Here is a 20,050-nt window from a genome sequence, read left to right on the forward strand (position 1 = left end):
TCGTCTGTTTATGCAGGGGGGCGATTGTCGCAGATTTGCCCCCTACTGTGGCGAGGGAGCTTGCTCCCGCTCGGTTGCGCAGCAACCGTAATCCGGTTGTCGGGATGTCACTGACAGGACGCGGTGGATGGTTTCAGGGCCGCTTCGCAGCCCGGCGGGAGCAAGCTCCCTCGCCACAAGTTAGTCATGCTCCGGGATTATTCGTTATCCAATCCTTTGCGGCGGTAGGGGAAGACGTCGATGACTTTCCCCGCCCGAATCGCCTCCTGCAAACCCTTCCAGTAATCCGCGTTATACAACTCGCCATGCAACTGATCGAACAGTTTGCGCTGCGCGGCATCGGCGAACAAGAACGGCGGAAACTCTTCCGGGAACACATCCAGCGGCCCGATCGAGTACCACGGTTCCGAGGCCATTTCGTCTTCAGGTGTGCGCGGCGCCGGGATGTGACGGAAATTGGCTTCGGTCAGGAAACAGATTTCGTCGTAATCGTAGAACACCACCCGGCCGTGACGAGTGACGCCGAAGTTCTTCAGCAGCATGTCGCCGGGAAAGATGTTGGCCGCCGCCAGTTGCTTGATCGCCAGCCCGTAATCCTCCAGTGCCTCGCGCACCTGAGCTTCGTTGGCGTTGTCCAGGTAAAGGTTGAGCGGGGTCATGCGGCGCTCGGTCCAGCAGTGGCGGATCAGCACCGTGTCGCCTTCAACCGAGACCGTCGACGGCGCGACCTCGAGCAGTTCTTCCAGGCAGGCCGGATCAAACTTGCTCAGCGGAAAACGGAAATCGGCGAACTCCTGGGTATCGGCCATGCGCCCGACGCGGTCGACGCTTTTCACCAGTCGGTACTTCTCGATCACCGTCGCCCGGTCGACGTTTTTCGACGGCGAGAAACGGTCCTTGATGATCTTGAACACGGTGTTGAAGCCCGGCAGGGTAAACACGCTCATGACCATCCCGCGCACGCCGGGGGCCATGATGAACTGGTCGTCGGTGTTGGCCAGATGATTGATCAGCGCCCGGTAGAACTCGGATTTGCCGTGCTTGTAGAAGCCGATCGAGGTGTACAGCTCGGCGATGTGCTTGCCCGGCAGAATGCGCCGCAGGAAGCCGATGAACTCCGCCGGCACCGGCACATCGACCATGAAATAGGAACGGGTGAAAGAGAAAATGATCGACACATCGGCTTCGTCGGTGATCAGCGCGTCGATCTGAATCCCCCGACCCTCGCGGTGCAGCAATGGAATCACCAGCGGCCACTGCTCGTCGCGGGTGTAGATGCGCCCGACCAGGTACGCGCCCTTGTTGCGGTACAGCACCGAGGAGAACAGTTCGACGCTCAACTCCGGATCCTTGCACACCCAGTCCGGCAGATTCTCGCGCAACTGTGCTTCGAGGCGCTGCAGGTCGCCGGGCAGATCGGCGTAATCCTCGCTGAAGCGATAGTCGGCAAAAATGCTGGCGAGCATCGACGACAGCTGCCCTTGCGGCTTGTAGGTGCGGGTTTGCGCAGCGCGGGCGCGGCGCAGGCTCGGCCGGGTGGTGTGGATGAACATACAGCCGTCGCTGATCAGGTCATGGCTGAACAGCCCGCAGAAGATCGAGTTGTACCAGGTCTCGGACAGCTCATCGTCGAAGCGCAGGTCGATAAGGCTGATGTAGGCGCTTTTCACCAGCGGCCAACTGCTGACATTCATCAGCGTCTCATCGTCGAAATGCTCGCGCAGGCGGGCGATGGTTTCGCCGACCTTTTCTTCGTAGAGGTTGATCCGCGCCGCCGACGCGGTCTGCGCCTCCTGCCAGCGTGCCTGCTCGAAGCGCTCGCGGGCGCCGTCGGTAATCCGCCGGAAGTGCTCGCGGTAATCGTCAAAGCCATCGAGGATCATGCGGGCGATGTAGGCGGCTGGCCATTGCTGCGGCATAGATGAGACCTCTGCGTGCATGTGGAAATCTGTGCCTGAGCTTAGCCACGGATGCACGCGCAGGAGAAGTGCAATTTCTGCCAAATGCGCGTCAGCGTTGTACAGCGACACAGTTTTTATCAAAGTTTTTTCAGATGACCGTTCGGTCAATTAATCACTCGTTCGGTCTGCTCGGCATTCCCGCGCCAGACCGCGAATTCTCTGGCTTTCGGATCCAATCACAAGGACAGGCCTCTGGCTTGCGGCTTTACCCCTGTTGGCAATTGCGGGGCAGGAGAGCGTACCGATTGGTCTTACCAAAATAGTGGCACTTTGATATACAGCCCGCCAGCACCCGCCCCACAACAAGATCCTCGGCCCACGAGGACGACCTCTCCCCCATAGATCAAGGAGCACTTTGATGTCTATCCGCAATCTGCGCATCGGTTTGCGCGCTGGTTTGAGTTTTGCCGTGCTGGCCGGTCTGCTGGTGATCGTTGGCCTGTTCGGCCTGGGTCAAATGAAAACCCTGCGTGAAAGCGCCGCGGTCATCGAAGAATCGTGGATGCCGAGTATCGAAAGCATTCATGACGCCGCAGCGAATATCGCCAGCATCCGCCTCGAATCTCTGCGCCTGATCACCAGCACCCAGCCGGCCGTGCGTGAGCGCAGTAAAGGTCTGATCCAGGTGCAGCGCGAAGAATTGCTCAAGCGCCTGAAAAGCCATGAAGCCTTACTCGCCAGCGAGCAGGAACGCGTGATGCTCGACGGTTTGAACGCCGACATCACCCGGTACCTGAGCATCCTCGACCAGATCATCAGCCAGATTGACGCCGGGCAAAACGAACAGGCCTACAACCGCCTGAACAATGATCTGGCCCCGCAGGGCAAAGTGCTCGACAAGACTCTGGAGCAGATGATCAGCCTTAACCAGCAAGGCGCCGAAGCCGCCGCCCGGGCCGCGGCTGCGATGTACCAGCGAGCGCTGTGGATTGTCGCGACGATCATCGTTGTCGCCCTGATCGCCACCCTGCTGCTCGCCTGGCTGCTGACCCGCAGCATCACTACACCGATCAATCAGGCGCTGAACGTCGCGCAAAAAATTGCCGCCGGCGATCTCAGCGGCCAGATCGCCGACAACGGTCGCGATGAGGCGGCGCAGTTGCTCTCGGCCCTCGCCGAGATGCAAGGCAATCTGCGCTCGACCATCCGGGGCATCAGCGAATCGGCGCAACAACTGGCCTCCGCCGCCGAGGAAATGAGTTCGGTGATGGAACAGAGCACCCGTGGCCTGCAACAGCAAAACGACCAGATCGAGCAGGCCGCCACGGCCGTCACCGAGATGAGCACGGCAGTGGATGAAGTCGCCGCCAACGCGGTGTCCAGTGCCGAGGCGTCCGAAGCCTCGAACGAGGACAGCAAGCACGGACATGTGCAGGTCAGCGAGACCATCAGCTCGATTCAGGAACTGGTTGGCGCGGTACTCGGCGCCTCCGAGCAAGCCGAAGGCCTGGCCACGCAGGCCCAGGACATCAGCAAGGTGCTGGAGGTGATTCGCGGCATCGCCGGGCAGACCAACCTGCTGGCGCTCAACGCTGCGATCGAAGCGGCGCGCGCCGGTGAAGCCGGACGCGGCTTTGCGGTGGTCGCCGATGAAGTGCGCTCGCTGGCACAACGCACGCAGAACTCCACCGAAGAAATCGAGTTGATGATCAGCAGTATCCAACAAGGCACCGGTGCCACCGTCGGAGCGCTGCAAAGCAGTGCCGAGCAAGCCAGCCACACACTCCGTCGGGCCAACAGCGCCGGTCAGGCACTGGAGAAAATCACCGCGTCGATTTCGCAGATCAACCAGCGCAACCTGGTAATCGCCAGTGCCGCCGAACAACAGGCGCTGGTGGCGCGTGAGGTTGACCAGAATCTGGTGACCATCCGCGACCTCTCGACCCAGACCGCCGCCGGCGCCACCCAGACCTCTGCCGCCAGTCAGGAACTGTCACGGCTGGCGATCGACCTCAATGGTCTGGTGACGCGTTTCGTGCTCTGAGTGCGAAATTAAATGCCCGATTAGCGGTTGCCATCGTCGGGGCGCTCGGCAACACTCTCGTCCCCATCAAGGAAGGAGTGCCCACCGTGAGCCCTGTCGATATCTTTCGTTTGTTGTCGCTGGCAGCGATCTGGGGGGCGAGCTTTCTGTTCATGCGCATCATCGCCCCGGTAATCGGCACCATTCCCACCGCGTTCTTTCGCGTGTCGATTGCGGCAGTGGGGCTGCTGGTGATTCTCGGCCTGATGCGCATCAGCTGGGATTTCAAGGGCAAGCTGAAAACGGTGATGCTGCTGGGGGTGATCAACTCGGGGATTCCGGCGACGCTGTACTCGGTCGCGGCCCAAGTGTTGCCGGCCGGTTACTCGGCCATCTTCAACGCCACCACGCCATTGATGGGTGTGTTGATTGGCGCGTTGTTTTTCAGTGAAAAGCTCACCGCGGCCAAATTTGGCGGCGTATTCCTCGGTCTGTTCGGCGTCGGCGTATTGACCCGCGCCGGTCCCGTGGCATTCGATCTGCAACTGCTGATGGGCGCCCTCGCCTGCCTGCTCGCCACCACCTGCTACGGCTTTGCCGGGTTCCTGACGCGACGCTGGCTGGATCATGCCGGTGGCCTCGACAGCCGGCTTTCGGCCGTGGGCAGCATGCTCGGCGCGACGTTGTTCCTGTTGCCGTTGTTCGGCTACAGCGTGATCACGCAGCCCCCGGCGAGCTGGGGTGGCTGGAGTGTCTGGCTGTCGCTGCTGGGCCTGGGCCTGGGTTGCACCGCGTTCGCCTACATCATTTATTTCCGCCTGATGAGTTCGATCGGCCCGGTGAAGTCGATGACCGTGACCTTCATGATCCCGCCGTTCGGCGTGTTGTGGGGGGCGCTGTTGCTGGATGAGCCATTGTCGATGGCGCATGTTTATGGCGGGGTGTTGATTGCGCTGGCGTTGTGGTTGGTGTTGAAGCCTGCGGTGGTGAAGCCCGCTGCCGTAACCGTCCGCTGATTTGCGGGGTTAACAAGTCAGTCTTCGCGAGCAAGCCCGCTCCCACAGGAGGAATGCATTCCAATGGTGGGAGCGGGCTTGCTCGTGAAGAGGCCGGCCCAGACACTGAAAATGCCCGGGGCAGCCTTGTGGTTTTCAAGCGGATTTACGGAACACAAACGCCAGCCCGACAATGATCAACAGCATCCCCAGCACACTCAATGCCGCCAGACGATTACCGAAAATCAGGTAGTCCATCACCGCCGTCACCGCTGGCACCAGATAGAACAGACTGGTGACATTCACCAGATTGCCGCGGGCGATCAGGCGATACAGCAACAGCGTCGCCAGCACCGACACCACCAGCCCCATCCACAACACCGGCACGATGAAGCCTGCGTTGTGTTCAAAGTGGAACGGCTGAAACGGCACAAAGATCCCGCACAACAACAGCCCGGCCAGGTACTGCACCGGCAGCGTACCGAGGGGATTGTCGGTGATGCGTTTCTGCATGATCGAGCCGAGGGTCATGCTCGCCAGCGCCAGCAGGCCGAACAGCATCCCTGCCCAGGACATCCCCGCCAGTCCGATCCCCTGATAAACCACCATGATCAGCCCGGCCAGCCCCAGCGCCAGGCCGAACATCCGGCTCGCCGAGCGCTGGCGCTCCATCAACACCACGGTGAGGATCGGCTGTACGCCCATGAGGGTCGCCATCACCCCCGGCGTGACTTTGGTGTTGAGCGCCAGCAGATAGAAAATCTGATACGCCCCCAACAACACTACGCCCGTAGCCAGCGCAAACAGCATCGGCCGACCGCCCTTGGGCAGCTTCAACTTGAGCAGCGGCGCCAACAGCAGCAACCCACACAGGGCGATCACAAAGCGAATCAGCAGAAAGGCAAAGGGCGAAGCGTGGGCCAGCCCCCATTTGGAGAAGATCGCCCCGCTGCTCCACAGCAGAACGAACAGGCTCGTGGACGTCGCCGCAAGCGCGGATTTTTTCGAAAGGACAAACATGAATACCACCTGTAGTCAGGCCAATAGCCAACTCAGCCGAAGCTGAAATTCAGTAGTTGTTCTGGCGGGCGCAGGGGTCAGCAAAGATTGCCGATCAGCCCGAAACGCCAACGCCCGGCGGTGATACGACGGCGCACACCGGCGTGCTACTGACAGGTGGAGGGTAATGACTGATCTGCCCTGGCTGCTGATTCCCGCACGGCACGACGCCAGCGTTGACCGCTGAATCGACTACCGCGTTGATGAGGGATGCAGGCATTGGGGCTGATCTTTTTTGAAGGGTGTGAAACGTGAATCAGCTGATTCACGAGCGCCGACTATAACTAGCGCGGGACATGGATTGCAACGATTTGGACAAAGGGCCAGCAGGGACAGTTGGCCGCGAGGTGAATAGGCTGAAGAGCAACGGATAGGCCCATTGATGGGGAGACAGGGAATGCTCGAAATCACATGCCAAGGGAACGGACGAATTTGCGGTATCAGTTGCACAGGTCGCAGGCCAGGAAACAGGCAAGCATCGCCAAAGCTCTATTGCAGCTACCAGCGCGGCAAGACTTGTCGAAAGTACGCTTCGAACCCATCGACGCCATAGCACTGAGCGCGTTCGAGCTCTGGGAGAATCCACTTTTTTGCTGGCGAGAGGTTGCCGCATGGAAATCACGAGAACCCCTGTCGCTGGATATCGCAATCTGGTTCGAAGAACAGCTCTGCGGACTGTGTTTCGTCAATCCGAACAAAAGCCGCCAACGTATTCGAATCGTACGATTGGAAGGGCGACCCGGAGATTCTCACCCGCTGAAAAATCGTATCGGAACCTTGGCAATGATGGTCATCGATGAGTTCGCCCAAATAATCGGCAGCAAGTTCATTGAAGTCCAGGAGCCGATGCAGGGGGCAATTCCTATTTATACAAAGCTCGGCTTCAAATTTGATTTGGAAGGTCGTCTTGTCCTCGCAGTGGAGATTAAAGTATCGTGAAAACAGCTCAAGTAATGATCAATGAGGGAGGGAGCATGCGCAAATCAGTCAAGAAATCCCCCGCTAAGAAAAGATCAATCAAAACAGAAGAAAAGATTGTGTCATCCGGGCTATCAGCCAATCAGCAGCGCTTTCTGCAGCTACTGATTACAGGCATTGAAGACGAACCCAACGTTCTCGCCGGGCGCCGCTGACTCACAGATAATAAAAAACCGCTCACAAGGAGCGGTTTTTTCATTTCAACATGCGGCTTCAACCAAACAGCCAATACCCCAGCAACGTCAACACCACCACTGCCAGCACCGGGCGCAGGACGCGGTAGGCCTTGGGATTGCGGCGCTTCCACTGTTTGACCACGCCGCTGAACCGGTCGCTGAAGTTCTTGCTCCAGGCGTAAGCCTGGTTGATCCCACCGACACGTTCGTCATCAAGGTTCTGCGGGGCGGTGGCACGTCCCAGCCAGGCGCTGATGGCGCGGTTGATGCGAGTCATCAGGCGGTTGCTCAGTGGTCGTTCGACGTCACAGAACAGGATGACGCGGGTCTGATCGGTTTCGTTCTTGACCCAGTGCACGTAGGTCTCGTCGAACATCACGTCTTCACCGTCGCGCCAGGCGTAGACCTGACCGTCAACGAAGATCCGGCAGTCGTCGGAGTTCGGCGTCGACAGGCCCAGGTGATAGCGCAGGGAACCGGCAAACGGATCGCGGTGCGGATTCAGGTGGCTGCCACCCGGCAACAGCGCGAACATCGCGCCTTTGACGTTAGGGATCGCACTGACCAGCGCCACGGTTTTCGGGCACAGGGTCTCGGCCGATGGCAGCGGTTTGTCGTACCACTTGAGGTAGAAACGCTTCCAGCCCTTCTTGAAGAACGAGCCGAAACCGGCGTCATTGTTCTTTTCGGCAGCGCGGATATAGCCCTCGTCGAACAGGTGCATGGCCTCGTCGCGAATGGTTTCCCAGTTATCGCGCAGCACGTCAAGTTCCGGGAACTTGCTGCGATCCAGATAGGGTTTGGACGGAACGCCGGAGAACAGGTACATCAAGGCGTTGTACGGAGCGAACAGCGCCGAGTGATTGACGAACTGACGCAGTACCGGCAAACGCGCCTTGCCGCGCAAATGCACATAGAGGATGCTGCCCGCAAACAGCAGCAACACCAACACCTTGGCGGCTAACGAAAAGGTCATCAACGACTCCTTGAATAAAGACAACGCTGCGCATGGCCCTTCATCAGGCATGGCAGCCGGCAATGATAAACACTACCGGCGTGGGGCAACACCCGCCGAACCAAAGATTCAGTGTTAAGAATTGCGCAACAAAGCATTTATTAGCATAAGGTTCCTGAATCCCGACTGATCTGCATCAATTCGATTACTGCTGATTCTCCTGCTCCGTGAACAGATCGCTGAACAGCATGCTCGACAGATAACGCTCACCGGAGTCCGGCAGAATCACCACGATGGTCTTGCCCTGCATTTCCGGGGTCTCCGCCAGACGCACTGCTACGGCCATGGCCGCGCCGCAAGAGATACCGCACAAAATCCCCTCTTCCTGCATCAGGCGCAGTGCCATGGCCTTGGATTCTTCGTCGGTGACCTGCTCCACCCGGTCGACCATCGACAGGTCAAGGTTCTTCGGCACGAAACCGGCGCCAATCCCCTGAATCTTGTGCGGGCTCGGTTTGATCTCCTGACCCGCCAGTGCCTGGCTGATCACCGGCGAAGACACCGGCTCCACCGCCACCGACAGAATCGGTTTGCCCTGGGTATTCTTGATATACCGCGAAACGCCAGTGATGGTTCCGCCGGTCCCGACCCCGGCCACCAGCACATCAACGGCGCCGTCGGTGTCGTTCCAGATTTCCGGGCCGGTGGTTTTTTCATGGATCGCCGGGTTGGCCGGGTTATCGAACTGCGATGGCATGAAGTATTTGCCAGTGTCGCTGGCAACGATTTCGGCGGCCTTCTCGATCGCGCCTTTCATGCCCTTGGCCGGTTCAGTGAGAACCAGTTCTGCGCCAAGTGCCTTGAGCACCTTGCGCCGCTCGATGCTCATCGAGGCCGGCATGGTCAGCATCAATTTGTAACCACGGGCGGCGGCAACGAAGGCCAGACCGATGCCGGTATTGCCCGATGTCGGCTCGACAATGGTCATGCCCGGCTTGAGTTTGCCGTTGCTTTCGGCGTCCCAGATCATGTTCGCGCCGATCCGGCACTTGACCGAATAACCGGGGTTGCGCCCCTCGATCTTGGCCAGGATGGTCACGCCGCGCGGCGCGATGCGGTTGATCTGCACCAGCGGCGTATTGCCGATGGAATGGGCGTTGTCAGCGAAAATACGGCTCATGGCTGGGTCCTTATGCAGCGTTGAATTCAGCCTTTCAAGGTATGCCTGTTGCCGGGCACAGTCCAGTCGGGTCGAACGTCTGCGCCGCGCTACAGTCAATCGCTTACATCGTTCGGGAATTGTTGCCATGAAGCGTCGCTACAGCTGGCCATTAGGGATTTTTGCCGTCGTCGTTGTGCTGCTGATCGTCCTGCACATCGCCCTGCCCTACGTGGTGCGCGATTACTTGAACGACAAACTGGCCGACATGGGCGATTACCGTGGCCAGGTCACCGACGTCGATCTGGCCCTGTGGCGTGGCGCCTACCGGATCAACGGCCTGAAAATCGTCAAGGTCGACGGCAAGGTACCGGTGCCGTTCGTCAACGCGCCCGTGATCGATCTGGCGGTCAGTTGGCACTCGCTGTGGTACGACCATGCCGTGGTAGCGCAGGTGCAGTTCTTCAATCCCGAGATCAACTTCGTCGATGGCGGCCCCAACAAACAGAATTCACAGACCGGTAAAGGCACTGACTGGCGGGCACAACTGGGCAAGCTGCTGCCGATCACCCTCGACGAAGTGCAGATCCACGACGGCAAGATCAGTTTCCGCAATTTCAATTCCAAACCGCCGGTCAACATGAACGCCAGCAATGTCGAAGCGAGCATTTACAACCTGACCAACGTGGTCGACAAACAGGGCAAGCGCGACGCCCGTTTCGAAGGCAAGGCCAAACTGCTCGGCCAGGCACCGCTGGAAACCACGGCGACTTTCGATCCGCTGAGCAATTTCGAGGACTTCCAGTTCCGCCTGCGTGCCCGCGACATCGAACTCAAGCGCTTGAACGACTTCGCCTCGGCCTACGGCAAGTTCGACTTCAACGCCGGGCATGGTGACGTGGTCATCGAAGCCCAGGCGAAAAAAGCCCAGGTCACTGGCTACATCAAGCCGCTGCTGCGCGACGTCGAAGTCTTCAACTGGCAGCAAGACGTGGAGAACAAGGACAAGAGCATCTTCCGCTCAGTCTGGGAGGCCATCGTCGGCGGCACGGAAACCGTGCTGAAGAACCAGGCCAAAAACCAGTTCGCCACCAAGGTCGAACTCAGTGGCAACGTGCACCAGCAAAACATCAGCGCGTTCGAAGCGTTTTTGCAGATTTTGCGCAATGGTTTCATTCAGGCATTCAATGCGCGGTATGAGCGGCCTAAGCCGGATGCGGGCTAGAGCGCTGCGCCAGCATTTCCAAATAGAGTGTATCTGCGCCGATCTGAATATCCGGTTCCGGCCATTCCACACTCCAGCCGTGATCGCCCAGGATTACAGAGGCGAATATCTCAGGGTCCAGCAATGGCTGGAGTCCTGGACCTTCTTGAAGATCCTGACTCAAATCGACCACCCATCGCTGATCATCGATAAAGGTCAATGGGCTGCTTCGCAGCCCAGCGGGAGCGAGCTCCCTCGCCACAGATTTAGTGGGCATCCTGGAGGCTATCGCTAAATCAGCAAGCCCTGAATGCTGGCTATCAGCCGAAACTGAGTCAACATGTGACGCTCCATTCAGAGACTGAATAAGCCGTCTGCGTTCACAGTCGACCGGGCTGCGCGTTATAGTCGGGGCATCCGATTTTTTCGCCCCCGCCCTGCCCGTGCAGGTCGGCGTTACCGTTCGAGGATTAGCAGATGAAGTTCGAAGGCACCCAGGCCTACGTCGCCACCGATGACCTGAAGCTGGCGGTCAACGCCGCCATCACCCTGGAGCGACCACTGCTGGTCAAGGGCGAACCGGGCACCGGCAAGACCATGCTCGCCGAGCAACTGGCCGAATCGTTCGGCGCCAAGCTGATCACCTGGCACATCAAATCCACCACCAAGGCCCATCAGGGCCTGTACGAGTACGATGCGGTCAGCCGTCTGCGCGACTCGCAATTGGGCAACGAAAAAGTCCACGACGTGCGCAACTACCTGAAGAAGGGCAAGCTCTGGGAGGCTTTCGAGTCCGAAGAGCGGGTCATCCTGCTGATCGACGAGATCGACAAGGCCGACATCGAGTTCCCCAATGACCTGCTGCAAGAACTCGACAAGATGGAGTTCTACGTTTACGAAATCGACGAGACCATCAAGGCCAAGAAGCGCCCGATCATCATCATTACCTCGAACAACGAGAAAGAGCTGCCGGACGCCTTCCTGCGCCGCTGCTTCTTCCATTACATCGCCTTCCCGGACCGCAGCACCCTGCAGAAAATCGTCGATGTGCACTACCCGGATATCAAGAAGGATCTGGTCAGCGAAGCGCTGGACGTGTTCTTCGACGTGCGCAAGGTGCCGGGGCTGAAGAAGAAGCCGTCGACTTCCGAACTGGTGGACTGGCTGAAGCTGCTGATGGCCGACAACATCGGCGAAGCGGTGCTGCGCGAACGCGATCCGACCAAGGCCATTCCGCCACTTGCCGGCGCCCTGGTGAAGAACGAACAGGACGTGCAGTTGCTTGAGCGCCTGGCATTCATGAGCCGTCGCGGCTCTCGATAAGGGCATCGTCATGCTGCTCAACCTGTTCAATGAAATGCGTGCAGCCAAGGTGCCGGTGTCGGTGCGCGAGCTGCTCGACCTGATCAACGCGCTGAAACAGCGCGTGACTTTCGCCGACATGGACGAGTTCTACTACTTGTCGCGGGCGATTCTGGTCAAGGACGAACGGCATTTCGACAAGTTCGACCGTGCGTTCGGCGCCTACTTCAATGGTCTGGAAAAGCTCGACGATCACTTGCAGGCGCTGATTCCCGAAGACTGGCTGCGCAAGGAATTCGAGCGTTCGCTGACTGACGAGGAACGCGCGGCGATCCAGTCCCTCGGCGGCCTGGACAAGCTGATCGAAGAGTTCAAGAAACGTCTGGAAGAACAGAAGGAACGTCACGCCGGCGGCAACAAATGGATCGGCACCGGCGGCACCAGCCCATTCGGTTCCGGCGGCTTCAACCCGGAAGGTATTCGGGTCGGCGACGCCGGCAAGCGTCAGGGCAAAGCGGTCAAGGTCTGGGATCAGCGCGAGTACAAGAACCTCGACGATTCGGTGGAGCTGGGCACGCGCAACATCAAGGTCGCCCTGCGTCGCTTGCGCAAGTTCGCCCGTCAGGGTGCGGCGGAAGAGCTGGATATCGACGGCACCATCGACCACACCGCCAAGGACGCCGGCCTGCTGAATATCCAGATGCGCCCCGAACGGCGCAACACGGTAAAGCTGTTGCTGCTGTTCGACATCGGCGGCTCGATGGATGCACACGTGAAGATCTGCGAGGAATTGTTCTCGGCCTGCAAGACCGAGTTCAAGCATCTGGAGTACTTCTACTTCCACAACTTCATTTATGAGTCGGTGTGGAAGAACAACATGCGCCGCACGTCCGAGCGTTTCTCGACGCAGGATCTGCTGCACAAGTACGGCGCCGACTACAAAGTGATCTTCATCGGTGACGCCGCCATGGCGCCCTACGAAATCACCCAGGCCGGCGGCAGCGTCGAGCACTGGAACGAAGAGCCGGGCTACGTGTGGATGCAGCGCTTCATGGAAAAGTACAAGAAGCTCATCTGGATCAACCCGTATCCGAAGGACACCTGGGGCTATACCTCGTCGACCAATATCGTGCGCGATTTGATCGAGGATCAGATGTATCCGCTGACCCTGCGCGGGCTTGAGGAAGGGATGCGGTTTCTGTCCAAGTAATCTTTGTTGTCAGTGATGCCCTCTTCGCGAGCAGGCTCGCTCCCACAGGTGAAATGCATTCCAATGTGGGAGCGAGCCTGCTCGCGAAGCCCTTAGCTAATTATGAAACGCTGCAAATACTCGACATGCTCCCGGTGCGCCACTTCCTGCACCACCGGCCTCAACCGCACCTGCGCGCCCGGCAGACACTGCGCCAATCGCGCCAGCGCCAACGGCGTCAACGCCCCCAAACGTGGATAGCCACCAATCGTCTGCCGATCATTGAGCAAGACAATCGGCTGCCCATCCGGCGGCACCTGCACCGCGCCCAGCGGAATGCCCTCGGAGATCATCGGCCGGCCCTGATACTGCAACGCCTTGCCCAACAAGCGAATGCCCATGCGGTCGGCGCGACTGTCGAGCGTCCACGGACTGTTGAACACATCAAACAGACTCTGCCCGCTGAACTGACCAATCTGTGCGCCGAGCACCAGATCCAGCGGCGCATTGAGCCGCAGATCAGGTCGATGCGCCTGCGGCACTTCACGCACCTGCAGGACCGCACCGCGATAACTCAGTGTCGCGCCCTTGGCCAACGGCAACCCCATGCCATCCAGACCACCGAGCTCTTCGCGCACCACCGTGGCACTGCTGCCCAGCACCTGCGGCGCGTCGAAACCGCCGGGCGCCGCCAGATACGCCCGGGCGCCGAGCAGCGGTTGGCTGAACTTCAAGGTTTGCCCTTTGCCCAGTTTGAAACTGCGCCACGGCGCCAGCGCCTGCCCGTCAATCTGCGCGCCGAGATCCGCCCCGGCCAGCGCCAGCAGGCAATCTTCCTGCGCCACCACGGCAAACCCGCCGAGAGTGATTTCGATCACCGGTAGATCCAGCGCGTTACCCAGCAACCAGTTGGCCCAGCTCATCGAACACCCGTCCGCGGCACCGCCCTGGGTCACGCCCAAATGGCGCACGCCAAAACGCCCGGCGTCCTGCAACAAACACAGCGGCGTGCTGGCCTCAATCGTCAGTCGGCTCATGCCAGCGCCTCCAGTGGCGTGTCATCACCGCCCAGGTTGATGAACTCGGCGTGGCTCACCGCTTCGAAACGCACGGTGTCGCCGGGTTGCATCAGGCTGTAGCCGTCGCGATGACGATCGAACAGTTTCGCCGGAGTGCGGCCGATCAGGTTCCAGCCACCGGGTGACACCACTGGATAAGCCGCGGTCTGCCGCTCGGCGATCCCGACGCTGCCGGCCGCGACTTTCTTGCGTGGGGTGTCCAGGCGTGGCGCCGCGAGGATTTCTTCCACCAGCCCCATGAAGGCGAATCCCGGTGCGAAGCCGAGGGCGAACACCTGATATTCGCGAGCGCTGTGCCGCCGAATCACCTCCTCCACCGCCAACCCGCTGCGCTGCGCCAGCAGGCTCAGTTCGGGGCCGACACTCAGGTCGTACCAGACCGGCAACACATGGCACTGGCCGCTGGTTCGAGCGTTCGGCGACAGGTCGATCAACGCTTCAGCGATCAATTCACGGGCCTGACTCGGGCTCAGTGCGGTCAGATCGTAATGCACCATCAACGTGGTGTAGGACGGCACCAGATCAATCAACTGCGCGCCAAATACCGTGCGCAGGCGCTCGCTGGCAGCGAGCATCCACGGCATGTTGGCTTCGGCGATTTCATCGAACAGGCGCAGCATCAGGCAATCCACGGCCACTACTTCAATCCGTGGGTTCATGGCGCGCTCTGCTGATTCAGGGCCTCGCGAATGCGCTGCACGGCAGCCACCGAACTGGCGTTGTCGCCATGCACGCATAAGGTGTTGGCCTGCAGGTGCAGCGCGCTGCCGTCGCTGGCGACGAGTTCACCGCCACGGGCAATGGTCAGGGCCTGTTCGATGATTTTTTCTGGCTCGTGATGCACCGCGCCCGGCAGTTGCCGCGAAACCAGTCGACCTGCGCTGTCGTAGGCGCGGTCGGCGAAGGCTTCGAACCACAGGGTCACGCCGTATTCGTCACCGAGCTGCTGCGCCGCCGCGTTATCGCGGGTGGCCATCAGCATAAGCGGCAGGCTGCGATCATAGGCGGCCACGGCCTGAATCACTGCACGCAACTGCGCCGGGTTAGCCATCATGTCGTTGTACATCGCGCCGTGGGGTTTGACGTAGCTGACCCGCCCGCCCTGCGCGCGGCAAATGCCATCGAGCGCGCCGATCTGGTAATGCAGGATGTCTTGCAGCTCTTGCGCGGAATAGGCCATGGAACGTCGGCCGAAACCGACCAGATCCTGATAGGCCGGGTGCGCGCCGATCTGCACGCCGTGACTCAGGGCCAGGCTGACAGTCTTGCGCATGATGCTCGGGTCACCGGCATGGAAGCCGCAGGCCACGTTGGCGCAGTCGATGTAGGGCATGACCTCGGCGTCCAGACCCATGGTCCAGCTGCCGAAACTCTCGCCGATGTCGCAATTCAATAGCAGGCGGCTCACGGTGAACACTCCTGTAGCTTCTTGTCTTTTTGTCTGTAGGACGCTTGCTCAGCAGGTTATCAGTTACTGCGCATCCAGTTGCTTGCCACGGGTTTCCGGCAGGCTCAACGCTGCGAGAATCACCACGCCGTACGACACCGCCGCGAACGCACCGATACCCACGCTCAACGGCACTGTCTGGCTGAGCAGACCGATCAGCAGCGGAAACAAAGCCGCCAGTGCCCGGCCGATGTTGTAGCAGAAGCCCTGCCCCGAACCGCGAATCCGCGTCGGAAACAGCTCGGTGAGAAACGCGCCCATACCGCTGAAAATCCCCGAGGCGAAGAAGCCCAGCGGAAAGCCCAGCCACAGCATCACCCCGTTGCTCACCGGCATTTGCGTGTACAGCAGAACGATGGTGAACGAGCCGACCGCGAACAGGATGAAATTCTTTTTACGCCCGAGCAGATCGGTCAGATAAGCGCTGATCACATAGCCGACGTAGGACCCGACAATCACCATCGCCAGATACCCGCCAGTGCCGAGCACGCTTAAACCGCGTTCGTTCTTGAGGAAGGTTGGCAGCCACGAGGTGATCGCGTAGTAACCGCCGAGTGCACCGGTGGTCAGCAGCGACGCACGGAACGTGGTGAACAGCATGCCGGGGGCGAAGATCTCGTAGAACTTCGCCGGATTCTGCGGAGTTTGCGCAGCCTTGGCTTCGCGATAGATCTCCGGGTCCTTCACCAGACGCCGCACGAAGATCACGAAAATGGCCGGGACGATGCCGAGAATGAACAGCGCTCGCCAGGCATCTTCCGGCGGCAACACCGAGAACAGCAGCGCATACAGAATCGCCGTCAGCCCCCACCCCAGCGCCCAACCGGATTGCACCATGCCCACCGCTTTGCCGCGATCCTTGGCGCGGATCACTTCACCGATCAGCACCGCGCCGGCAGTCCATTCGCCGCCGAAGCCGAAGCCCATCAAGGTCCGGGCGATCAGCAACTGTTCGTAGTTCTGCGCGAAACCGCAAAGGAACGTGAAGAAGGCAAACCACAGCACCGTCAGTTGCAGGGTGCGCACGCGGCCAATACGGTCGGAGAGAATCCCCGCGACCCAGCCACCAATGGCCGAGGCGATCAGGGTGCTGGTGTGAATCAGCCCGGCCTGCCCGGTGGTGATGCCCCACATGGCGATCAGGGTCGGTACCACGAAGCTGAGCATTTGCGTGTCCATGCCGTCGAGGCCATAGCCGATCTTGCAGCTCCAGAAGGTACGACGTTCCTGCTGATTGATGTTGCGATACCAGTCGAACGGTCCGGGGCGGGCCGTGTTTTTGGGGATGTCGAGGGTGTCGGGCGCACGCATGGCAAGTCTCCGCAGGCTTTTATTGGTCTTGTTCGAAGTTCCGACGACGCCTATCGTGGGAACCGGATGCGCCGATTTTTCGTCGCCCGGCCCTGCTGCGTCCAACGAATAAAAACCCGCCTTAGGCATAAGAAAAATTTGTCACCCGAGCCGTTGCCATGAACCTGAAGTTTCTCGAGACCTTTGTCTGGGTCGCCCGGCTGAAGAGTTTTCGCCTGACCGCCGACAAGCTGTTCACCACCCAGGCGTCGATTTCCAGCCGCATCGCGGTGCTCGAAGGCGAGCTGGGGGTGAAGCTGTTTCTGCGTGATTCACGCGGCGTCAGCCTGACGCCCGAAGGCCTGAAAGTGCTGGATTATGCCGAGCAGATGCTCGATACGATGTCAGCCCTGAAGCAATCGATCGAGACCCGCTCGAGCAAGGTCGGCCGGGTGCGCATCGGCGTGATGGACACGGTGATCCACACCTGGCTCAGCCCGTTGGTGGCGCAGATGACCGATTTGTATCCACGGGTGGAAATCGAGCTGGTGGCGGATACCTCGCTGAACCTCTGCGATCAGCTGCAAAAAGGCTTTCTCGACATCGTTCTGCAAACTGATCTGGTACGTCACGAAAGCGTGCGCAGTCTGGAGCTGGCCAGCCATCCACTGGGCTGGATCGTTGCGAGCAATTCGATCTACAACCGCGAGTACGCCGACCTCGGCGAACTGGCGCAGGAACGGCTCATCACCTACTCGAAAAACTCCCGGCCGCATCAGGATCTGCTGGCGCTGATGCAGGCCAACGGTGTGCTGGCGCCGCGGCTGAACTGCGTGAACTCGGTGTCGGCGATTACCCGGCTGCTGCGTGATGGATTTGGCATCGGTGTACTGCCGCCGGTGCTGGTGGCCGAGGAACTGGCGCGGGGTGAACTGACCTTGCTCGACATCGACCAGCGACCACCGAATCTGCAAGTGGTGGTGTCGTGGCGAGTGGGCGTGGAGTGGGTCGAGGAGATGGTGACGTTGTGTCAGCAGGTGCTGGAGGGGTATGCGCGCAAGGTTGGTGAAAACTACATCGTCTTGAGTGCCTGACACCCTGTGGCGAGGGAGCTTGCTCCCGCTGGACTGCGAAGCAGGCCCAAAACCAGACACCCTAATCATCCAGGACAATTGAGCTCATAGGTTTACGACTGCTGCGCAGCCGGGCGGGAGCAAGCTCCCTCGCCACAGTGATCGCGCAGTCCTTAAAGACCACGCACGTCGCGGTCTTCAATCGGCCGGCTCTGGCGCAAACGCCGGCCACCGAGCACCACCCAGTCAATCAGACGAATCAGGCACTCGATGCCGAACGACAGCAGCAACGCGCCGCTCATGCCCCAGATCATCGCTTCCGGAGTCAGCAGGATCTGGTAGCTGTAGCCGTTCCAGGTTTCCTTGCGAATGTCCGGGTCGGCGGCCAGCACCACTTGCAGGAAGCGGATGTACCACGGGCCCTGCATCGCCTGGAACTGTTTATCCAGCGCCAACTGCCGGTCGAGCAAAGTGCTCAGGCTGTCGGCATCGCTGCGAAACACCGGATCGTCACTGGCGCGGTAATGTGCAACCAGCGCCTGCAAGTCGCCCTTGAAGAACTGCTCGGCGGTACCCTGAAAACCGCGCAAACCGGTCTGCGTTTCGATCAGATGGGCTTCGACACGTTTGGCGTAATCGTTGATGAACCCCGGCACCTGGACACCGATCAACAGGCCCGCCGCAAACAACACCAGCCGTAGATAACTGAGCAACATCGAGGAGAGATCCTTTATTCGGTCGTGCCCTGGCTGACGCATTCGCCGCGTCGCCACAGGCTCCATTGGCCCGGTTCGTAACGGGTCCAGGTTTCGTTTTCGGTCAAAGGCTCGGTGGCGATCACCGTGACCACATCGTTGGGCGTGGTTTCTGCCTGGAAATCGACGATCACATCGACATCCTTGAGCCGCGCCGGACCGAACGGTGCGCGCCGGGTGATCTGTGCCAGTTTGGTCGAGCAATAGCAGAACAGCCAGTCGCCATCGCTGAGCAGGCAGTTGAACACGCCTTTGCTACGGTATTCGGCGCAGGCGGCGACCAGATCCGGCAGCAGCACTTCTATATCGACCGGTTCCGGGAATGCGGCACGCACGCGGTTGAGCAAATCACAGAAGGCCGCTTCGCTGTCGGTGTCGCCCACCGGGCGGTAGAAACTCTTGATCGGGGTGAAGTCGGCGAGCTGGCCGTTGTGCGCGAAACACCAATTACGCCCCCACAGTTCGCGGACGAACGGGTGGGTGTTGGACAGGCAGACCTTGCCGACGTTGGCCTGGCGAATGTGGCCGATGACCACTTCGCTCTTGATCGGATAGCGCTGCACCAGGTTGGCGACTTCCGACTCGCAACTCGCCGCCGGGTCCTGAAACAGGCGCAAGCCGCGCCCTTCATAGAAGGCGATGCCCCAGCCGTCGCGGTGCGGGCCGGTACGCCCGCCGCGCTGCATCAGGCCGGTGAAGCTGAACACGATATCGGTCGGCACGTTGGCACTCATGCCCAGTAGTTCACACATGTGCTGACTCTCGTGATTACAGACGCGGCTCGACGCGCATGCGTTGCGGATTGTTCGGCAACGGCGGGCGACCGTAACGGTCGTCTCCGGCACCACCGAACGGCTGATCGTCGTCGCGATCATCGGCACGGGCCGCGGCCTTGGCGGCTTCGGCCTGTTCGCGGCGCGCTCGGGAAGCACGCTCGATCGGGAAGCGGATCAGCACGAAAATCAGGTAGATGCCGAACGCAATCATGCCGTACATGAACAGATCGGAAATCGCCCGCCAGGCGTTGTTGCCGACCTTGAAGGCCAGATCCAGCGCGGTGATGGCGATCGACGGTGCAACCTTGGCTTTCACCGGGTCAATGATGGTCGGGCTGAACAGCAACACCGCCATCAGCACCCGCAGCGGCTCGCGCAGCCAGCGCCACATCCAGCGGGTCAGGCGCATCCATACCAACAGGCAGCCCACAGCGGCAAAGGCGTAGAGGCCCCAGGCGATCAGATAGTCGTTCTCGGTCATGGTGTCCATGGCAAGGCAGGCAAAGAGGCGCTTATAGTAACGACTTTTCGCCCGTCAGGCTTGTCCCAATGCCAGACGGCCAACAGCAAACCCTGTGGGAGCGAGCTTGCTCGCGAAAGCGTTGGGTCAGTGAAACAAATGTCATCTGACAGGACGCCTTCGCGAGCAAGCTCGCTCCCACAGGGAAGTGCGATGGTTTCAAGAGCTG

20 protein-coding genes are annotated in these 20,050 nt (G+C 60.1%); 8 read left to right on the plus strand and 12 right to left on the minus strand.

Annotated features, from left to right (window positions below):
- Positions 1-197: 197 nt before the first annotated feature.
- On the minus strand, positions 198-1,919 hold the full coding sequence (gene aceK, locus M0814_RS20005) for a bifunctional isocitrate dehydrogenase kinase/phosphatase (protein WP_103484435.1): 1,722 nt from the start codon (positions 1,917-1,919) through the stop codon (positions 198-200).
- A 400-nt stretch (positions 1,920-2,319) separates the two neighbouring features.
- Here aceK and M0814_RS20010 point away from each other — a divergent pair, with 400 nt between their 5' ends.
- Positions 2,320-3,945 carry a methyl-accepting chemotaxis protein gene (locus tag M0814_RS20010; RefSeq protein WP_103484434.1) on the plus strand — a complete coding sequence of 542 codons (1,626 nt, stop codon included), beginning with the start codon at positions 2,320-2,322 and terminating at the stop codon, positions 3,943-3,945.
- 86 nt (positions 3,946-4,031) lie between these two features.
- The gene (locus M0814_RS20015) at positions 4,032-4,940 is read left to right on the plus strand and encodes a DMT family transporter (protein ID WP_103484433.1); all 909 of its coding nucleotides are present in this window, start codon (positions 4,032-4,034) and stop codon (positions 4,938-4,940) included.
- 135 nt (positions 4,941-5,075) lie between these two features.
- Here the strand turns inward: M0814_RS20015 and M0814_RS20020 are convergent, their stop codons facing one another.
- Positions 5,076-5,939 (minus strand): DMT family transporter, encoded by an 864-nt coding sequence (locus tag M0814_RS20020; RefSeq protein ID WP_103484432.1) that lies wholly within the window; start codon positions 5,937-5,939, stop codon positions 5,076-5,078.
- Positions 5,940-6,389: 450 nt separating this feature from the next.
- Between M0814_RS20020 and M0814_RS20025 the strand changes: the two genes are divergently transcribed.
- Complete coding sequence (locus M0814_RS20025) at positions 6,390-6,917, plus strand: hypothetical protein (protein ID WP_103484431.1); 528 nt, start codon at positions 6,390-6,392, stop codon at positions 6,915-6,917.
- 35 nt (positions 6,918-6,952) lie between these two features.
- Positions 6,953-7,111 (plus strand): hypothetical protein, encoded by a 159-nt coding sequence (locus tag M0814_RS20030; protein WP_167734099.1) that lies wholly within the window; start codon positions 6,953-6,955, stop codon positions 7,109-7,111.
- Between the two features lie 58 nt (positions 7,112-7,169).
- Here M0814_RS20030 and M0814_RS20035 read toward each other — a convergent pair whose 3' ends face one another.
- The gene (locus M0814_RS20035; RefSeq protein WP_103484430.1) at positions 7,170-8,108 is read right to left on the minus strand and encodes an aspartyl/asparaginyl beta-hydroxylase domain-containing protein; all 939 of its coding nucleotides are present in this window, start codon (positions 8,106-8,108) and stop codon (positions 7,170-7,172) included.
- A 184-nt stretch (positions 8,109-8,292) separates the two neighbouring features.
- On the minus strand, positions 8,293-9,267 hold the full coding sequence (cysK, locus tag M0814_RS20040; RefSeq protein ID WP_003222645.1) for a cysteine synthase A: 975 nt from the start codon (positions 9,265-9,267) through the stop codon (positions 8,293-8,295).
- Positions 9,268-9,394: 127 nt separating this feature from the next.
- On the opposite strand from cysK, the gene M0814_RS20045 reads away from it, so the two are divergent.
- On the plus strand, positions 9,395-10,471 hold the full coding sequence (locus M0814_RS20045; RefSeq protein ID WP_003222643.1) for a DUF748 domain-containing protein: 1,077 nt from the start codon (positions 9,395-9,397) through the stop codon (positions 10,469-10,471).
- Here the strand turns inward: M0814_RS20045 and M0814_RS20050 are convergent.
- Positions 10,452-10,670 (minus strand): DUF2442 domain-containing protein, encoded by a 219-nt coding sequence (locus M0814_RS20050; protein WP_247868523.1) that lies wholly within the window; start codon positions 10,668-10,670, stop codon positions 10,452-10,454. The genes M0814_RS20045 and M0814_RS20050 overlap by 20 nt on opposite strands.
- Before the next feature lie 257 nt (positions 10,671-10,927).
- Between M0814_RS20050 and M0814_RS20055 the strand changes: the two genes are divergently transcribed.
- Complete coding sequence (locus M0814_RS20055) at positions 10,928-11,773, plus strand: MoxR family ATPase (RefSeq protein WP_003222636.1); 846 nt, start codon at positions 10,928-10,930, stop codon at positions 11,771-11,773.
- 10 nt (positions 11,774-11,783) lie between these two features.
- Positions 11,784-12,962, plus strand: coding sequence for a VWA domain-containing protein (locus M0814_RS20060; RefSeq protein ID WP_003222635.1), 1,179 nt, complete (start codon positions 11,784-11,786; stop codon positions 12,960-12,962).
- Between the two features lie 92 nt (positions 12,963-13,054).
- Here M0814_RS20060 and M0814_RS20065 read toward each other — a convergent pair whose 3' ends face one another.
- The 4 genes from M0814_RS20065 to M0814_RS20080 form a co-directional block, all read right to left on the minus strand.
- On the minus strand, positions 13,055-13,978 hold the full coding sequence (locus tag M0814_RS20065; RefSeq protein ID WP_103484428.1) for a biotin-dependent carboxyltransferase family protein: 924 nt from the start codon (positions 13,976-13,978) through the stop codon (positions 13,055-13,057).
- Positions 13,975-14,679, minus strand: a complete 705-nt coding sequence (gene pxpB / locus M0814_RS20070; RefSeq protein WP_103484427.1) for a 5-oxoprolinase subunit PxpB — start codon at positions 14,677-14,679, stop codon at positions 13,975-13,977. Before pxpB ends, M0814_RS20065 begins: the two co-directional genes overlap by 4 nt.
- Positions 14,676-15,428, minus strand: a complete 753-nt coding sequence (locus M0814_RS20075; protein WP_103484450.1) for a 5-oxoprolinase subunit PxpA — start codon at positions 15,426-15,428, stop codon at positions 14,676-14,678. Before M0814_RS20075 ends, pxpB begins: the two co-directional genes overlap by 4 nt.
- Positions 15,429-15,491: 63 nt before the next feature.
- A complete protein-coding gene (locus tag M0814_RS20080) occupies positions 15,492-16,778 on the minus strand; it encodes an MFS transporter (protein ID WP_103484426.1) in 1,287 nt (428 codons plus the stop codon).
- Between the two features lie 158 nt (positions 16,779-16,936).
- On the opposite strand from M0814_RS20080, the gene M0814_RS20085 reads away from it, so the two are divergent.
- Positions 16,937-17,851, plus strand: a complete 915-nt coding sequence (locus M0814_RS20085) for a LysR family transcriptional regulator (RefSeq protein ID WP_103484425.1) — start codon at positions 16,937-16,939, stop codon at positions 17,849-17,851.
- A gap of 152 nt (positions 17,852-18,003) precedes the next feature.
- On the opposite strand, the gene M0814_RS20090 is transcribed toward M0814_RS20085, so the two are convergent.
- The 3 genes from M0814_RS20090 to M0814_RS20100 are packed head-to-tail and all read right to left on the minus strand — an operon-like array spanning position 18,004 to position 19,851.
- Positions 18,004-18,546, minus strand: coding sequence for a DUF2937 family protein (locus M0814_RS20090; RefSeq protein ID WP_103484424.1), 543 nt, complete (start codon positions 18,544-18,546; stop codon positions 18,004-18,006).
- Between the two features lie 14 nt (positions 18,547-18,560).
- A complete protein-coding gene (locus tag M0814_RS20095) occupies positions 18,561-19,337 on the minus strand; it encodes a class II glutamine amidotransferase (protein WP_003222625.1) in 777 nt (258 codons plus the stop codon).
- Between the two features lie 16 nt (positions 19,338-19,353).
- Positions 19,354-19,851: a hypothetical protein gene (locus M0814_RS20100; RefSeq protein WP_007969598.1), complete on the minus strand. Its 498-nt coding sequence runs from the start codon at positions 19,849-19,851 to the stop codon at positions 19,354-19,356.
- Positions 19,852-20,050: the final 199 nt, after the last annotated feature.

It is taken from the genome of Pseudomonas sp. MWU12-2020 (assembly GCF_023100605.1).
Taxonomy (GTDB): Bacteria; Pseudomonadota; Gammaproteobacteria; order Pseudomonadales; family Pseudomonadaceae; genus Aquipseudomonas; species Aquipseudomonas fluorescens_H.

Bases quoted from the DNA above. Each gene is read 5' to 3' on its own strand.
- aceK (WP_103484435.1), bottom strand. From the start codon at position 1,919: ATGCCGCAGCAATGGCCAGCCGCCTACATCGCCCGCATGATCCTCGAT.
- M0814_RS20010 (WP_103484434.1), top strand. From the start codon at position 2,320: ATGTCTATCCGCAATCTGCGCATCGGTTTGCGCGCTGGTTTGAGTTTT.
- M0814_RS20020 (WP_103484432.1), bottom strand. From the start codon at position 5,939: ATGTTTGTCCTTTCGAAAAAATCCGCGCTTGCGGCGACGTCCACGAGC.
- M0814_RS20025 (WP_103484431.1), top strand. From the start codon at position 6,390: ATGCCAAGGGAACGGACGAATTTGCGGTATCAGTTGCACAGGTCGCAG.
- M0814_RS20030 (WP_167734099.1), top strand. From the start codon at position 6,953: ATGCGCAAATCAGTCAAGAAATCCCCCGCTAAGAAAAGATCAATCAAA.
- M0814_RS20035 (WP_103484430.1), bottom strand. From the start codon at position 8,108: ATGACCTTTTCGTTAGCCGCCAAGGTGTTGGTGTTGCTGCTGTTTGCG.
- cysK (WP_003222645.1), bottom strand. From the start codon at position 9,267: ATGAGCCGTATTTTCGCTGACAACGCCCATTCCATCGGCAATACGCCG.
- M0814_RS20045 (WP_003222643.1), top strand. From the start codon at position 9,395: ATGAAGCGTCGCTACAGCTGGCCATTAGGGATTTTTGCCGTCGTCGTT.
- M0814_RS20055 (WP_003222636.1), top strand. From the start codon at position 10,928: ATGAAGTTCGAAGGCACCCAGGCCTACGTCGCCACCGATGACCTGAAG.
- M0814_RS20060 (WP_003222635.1), top strand. From the start codon at position 11,784: ATGCTGCTCAACCTGTTCAATGAAATGCGTGCAGCCAAGGTGCCGGTG.
- M0814_RS20065 (WP_103484428.1), bottom strand. From the start codon at position 13,978: ATGAGCCGACTGACGATTGAGGCCAGCACGCCGCTGTGTTTGTTGCAG.
- pxpB (WP_103484427.1), bottom strand. From the start codon at position 14,679: ATGAACCCACGGATTGAAGTAGTGGCCGTGGATTGCCTGATGCTGCGC.
- M0814_RS20080 (WP_103484426.1), bottom strand. From the start codon at position 16,778: ATGCGTGCGCCCGACACCCTCGACATCCCCAAAAACACGGCCCGCCCC.
- M0814_RS20085 (WP_103484425.1), top strand. From the start codon at position 16,937: ATGAACCTGAAGTTTCTCGAGACCTTTGTCTGGGTCGCCCGGCTGAAG.
- M0814_RS20090 (WP_103484424.1), bottom strand. From the start codon at position 18,546: ATGTTGCTCAGTTATCTACGGCTGGTGTTGTTTGCGGCGGGCCTGTTG.
- M0814_RS20095 (WP_003222625.1), bottom strand. From the start codon at position 19,337: ATGTGTGAACTACTGGGCATGAGTGCCAACGTGCCGACCGATATCGTG.
- M0814_RS20100 (WP_007969598.1), bottom strand. From the start codon at position 19,851: ATGGACACCATGACCGAGAACGACTATCTGATCGCCTGGGGCCTCTAC.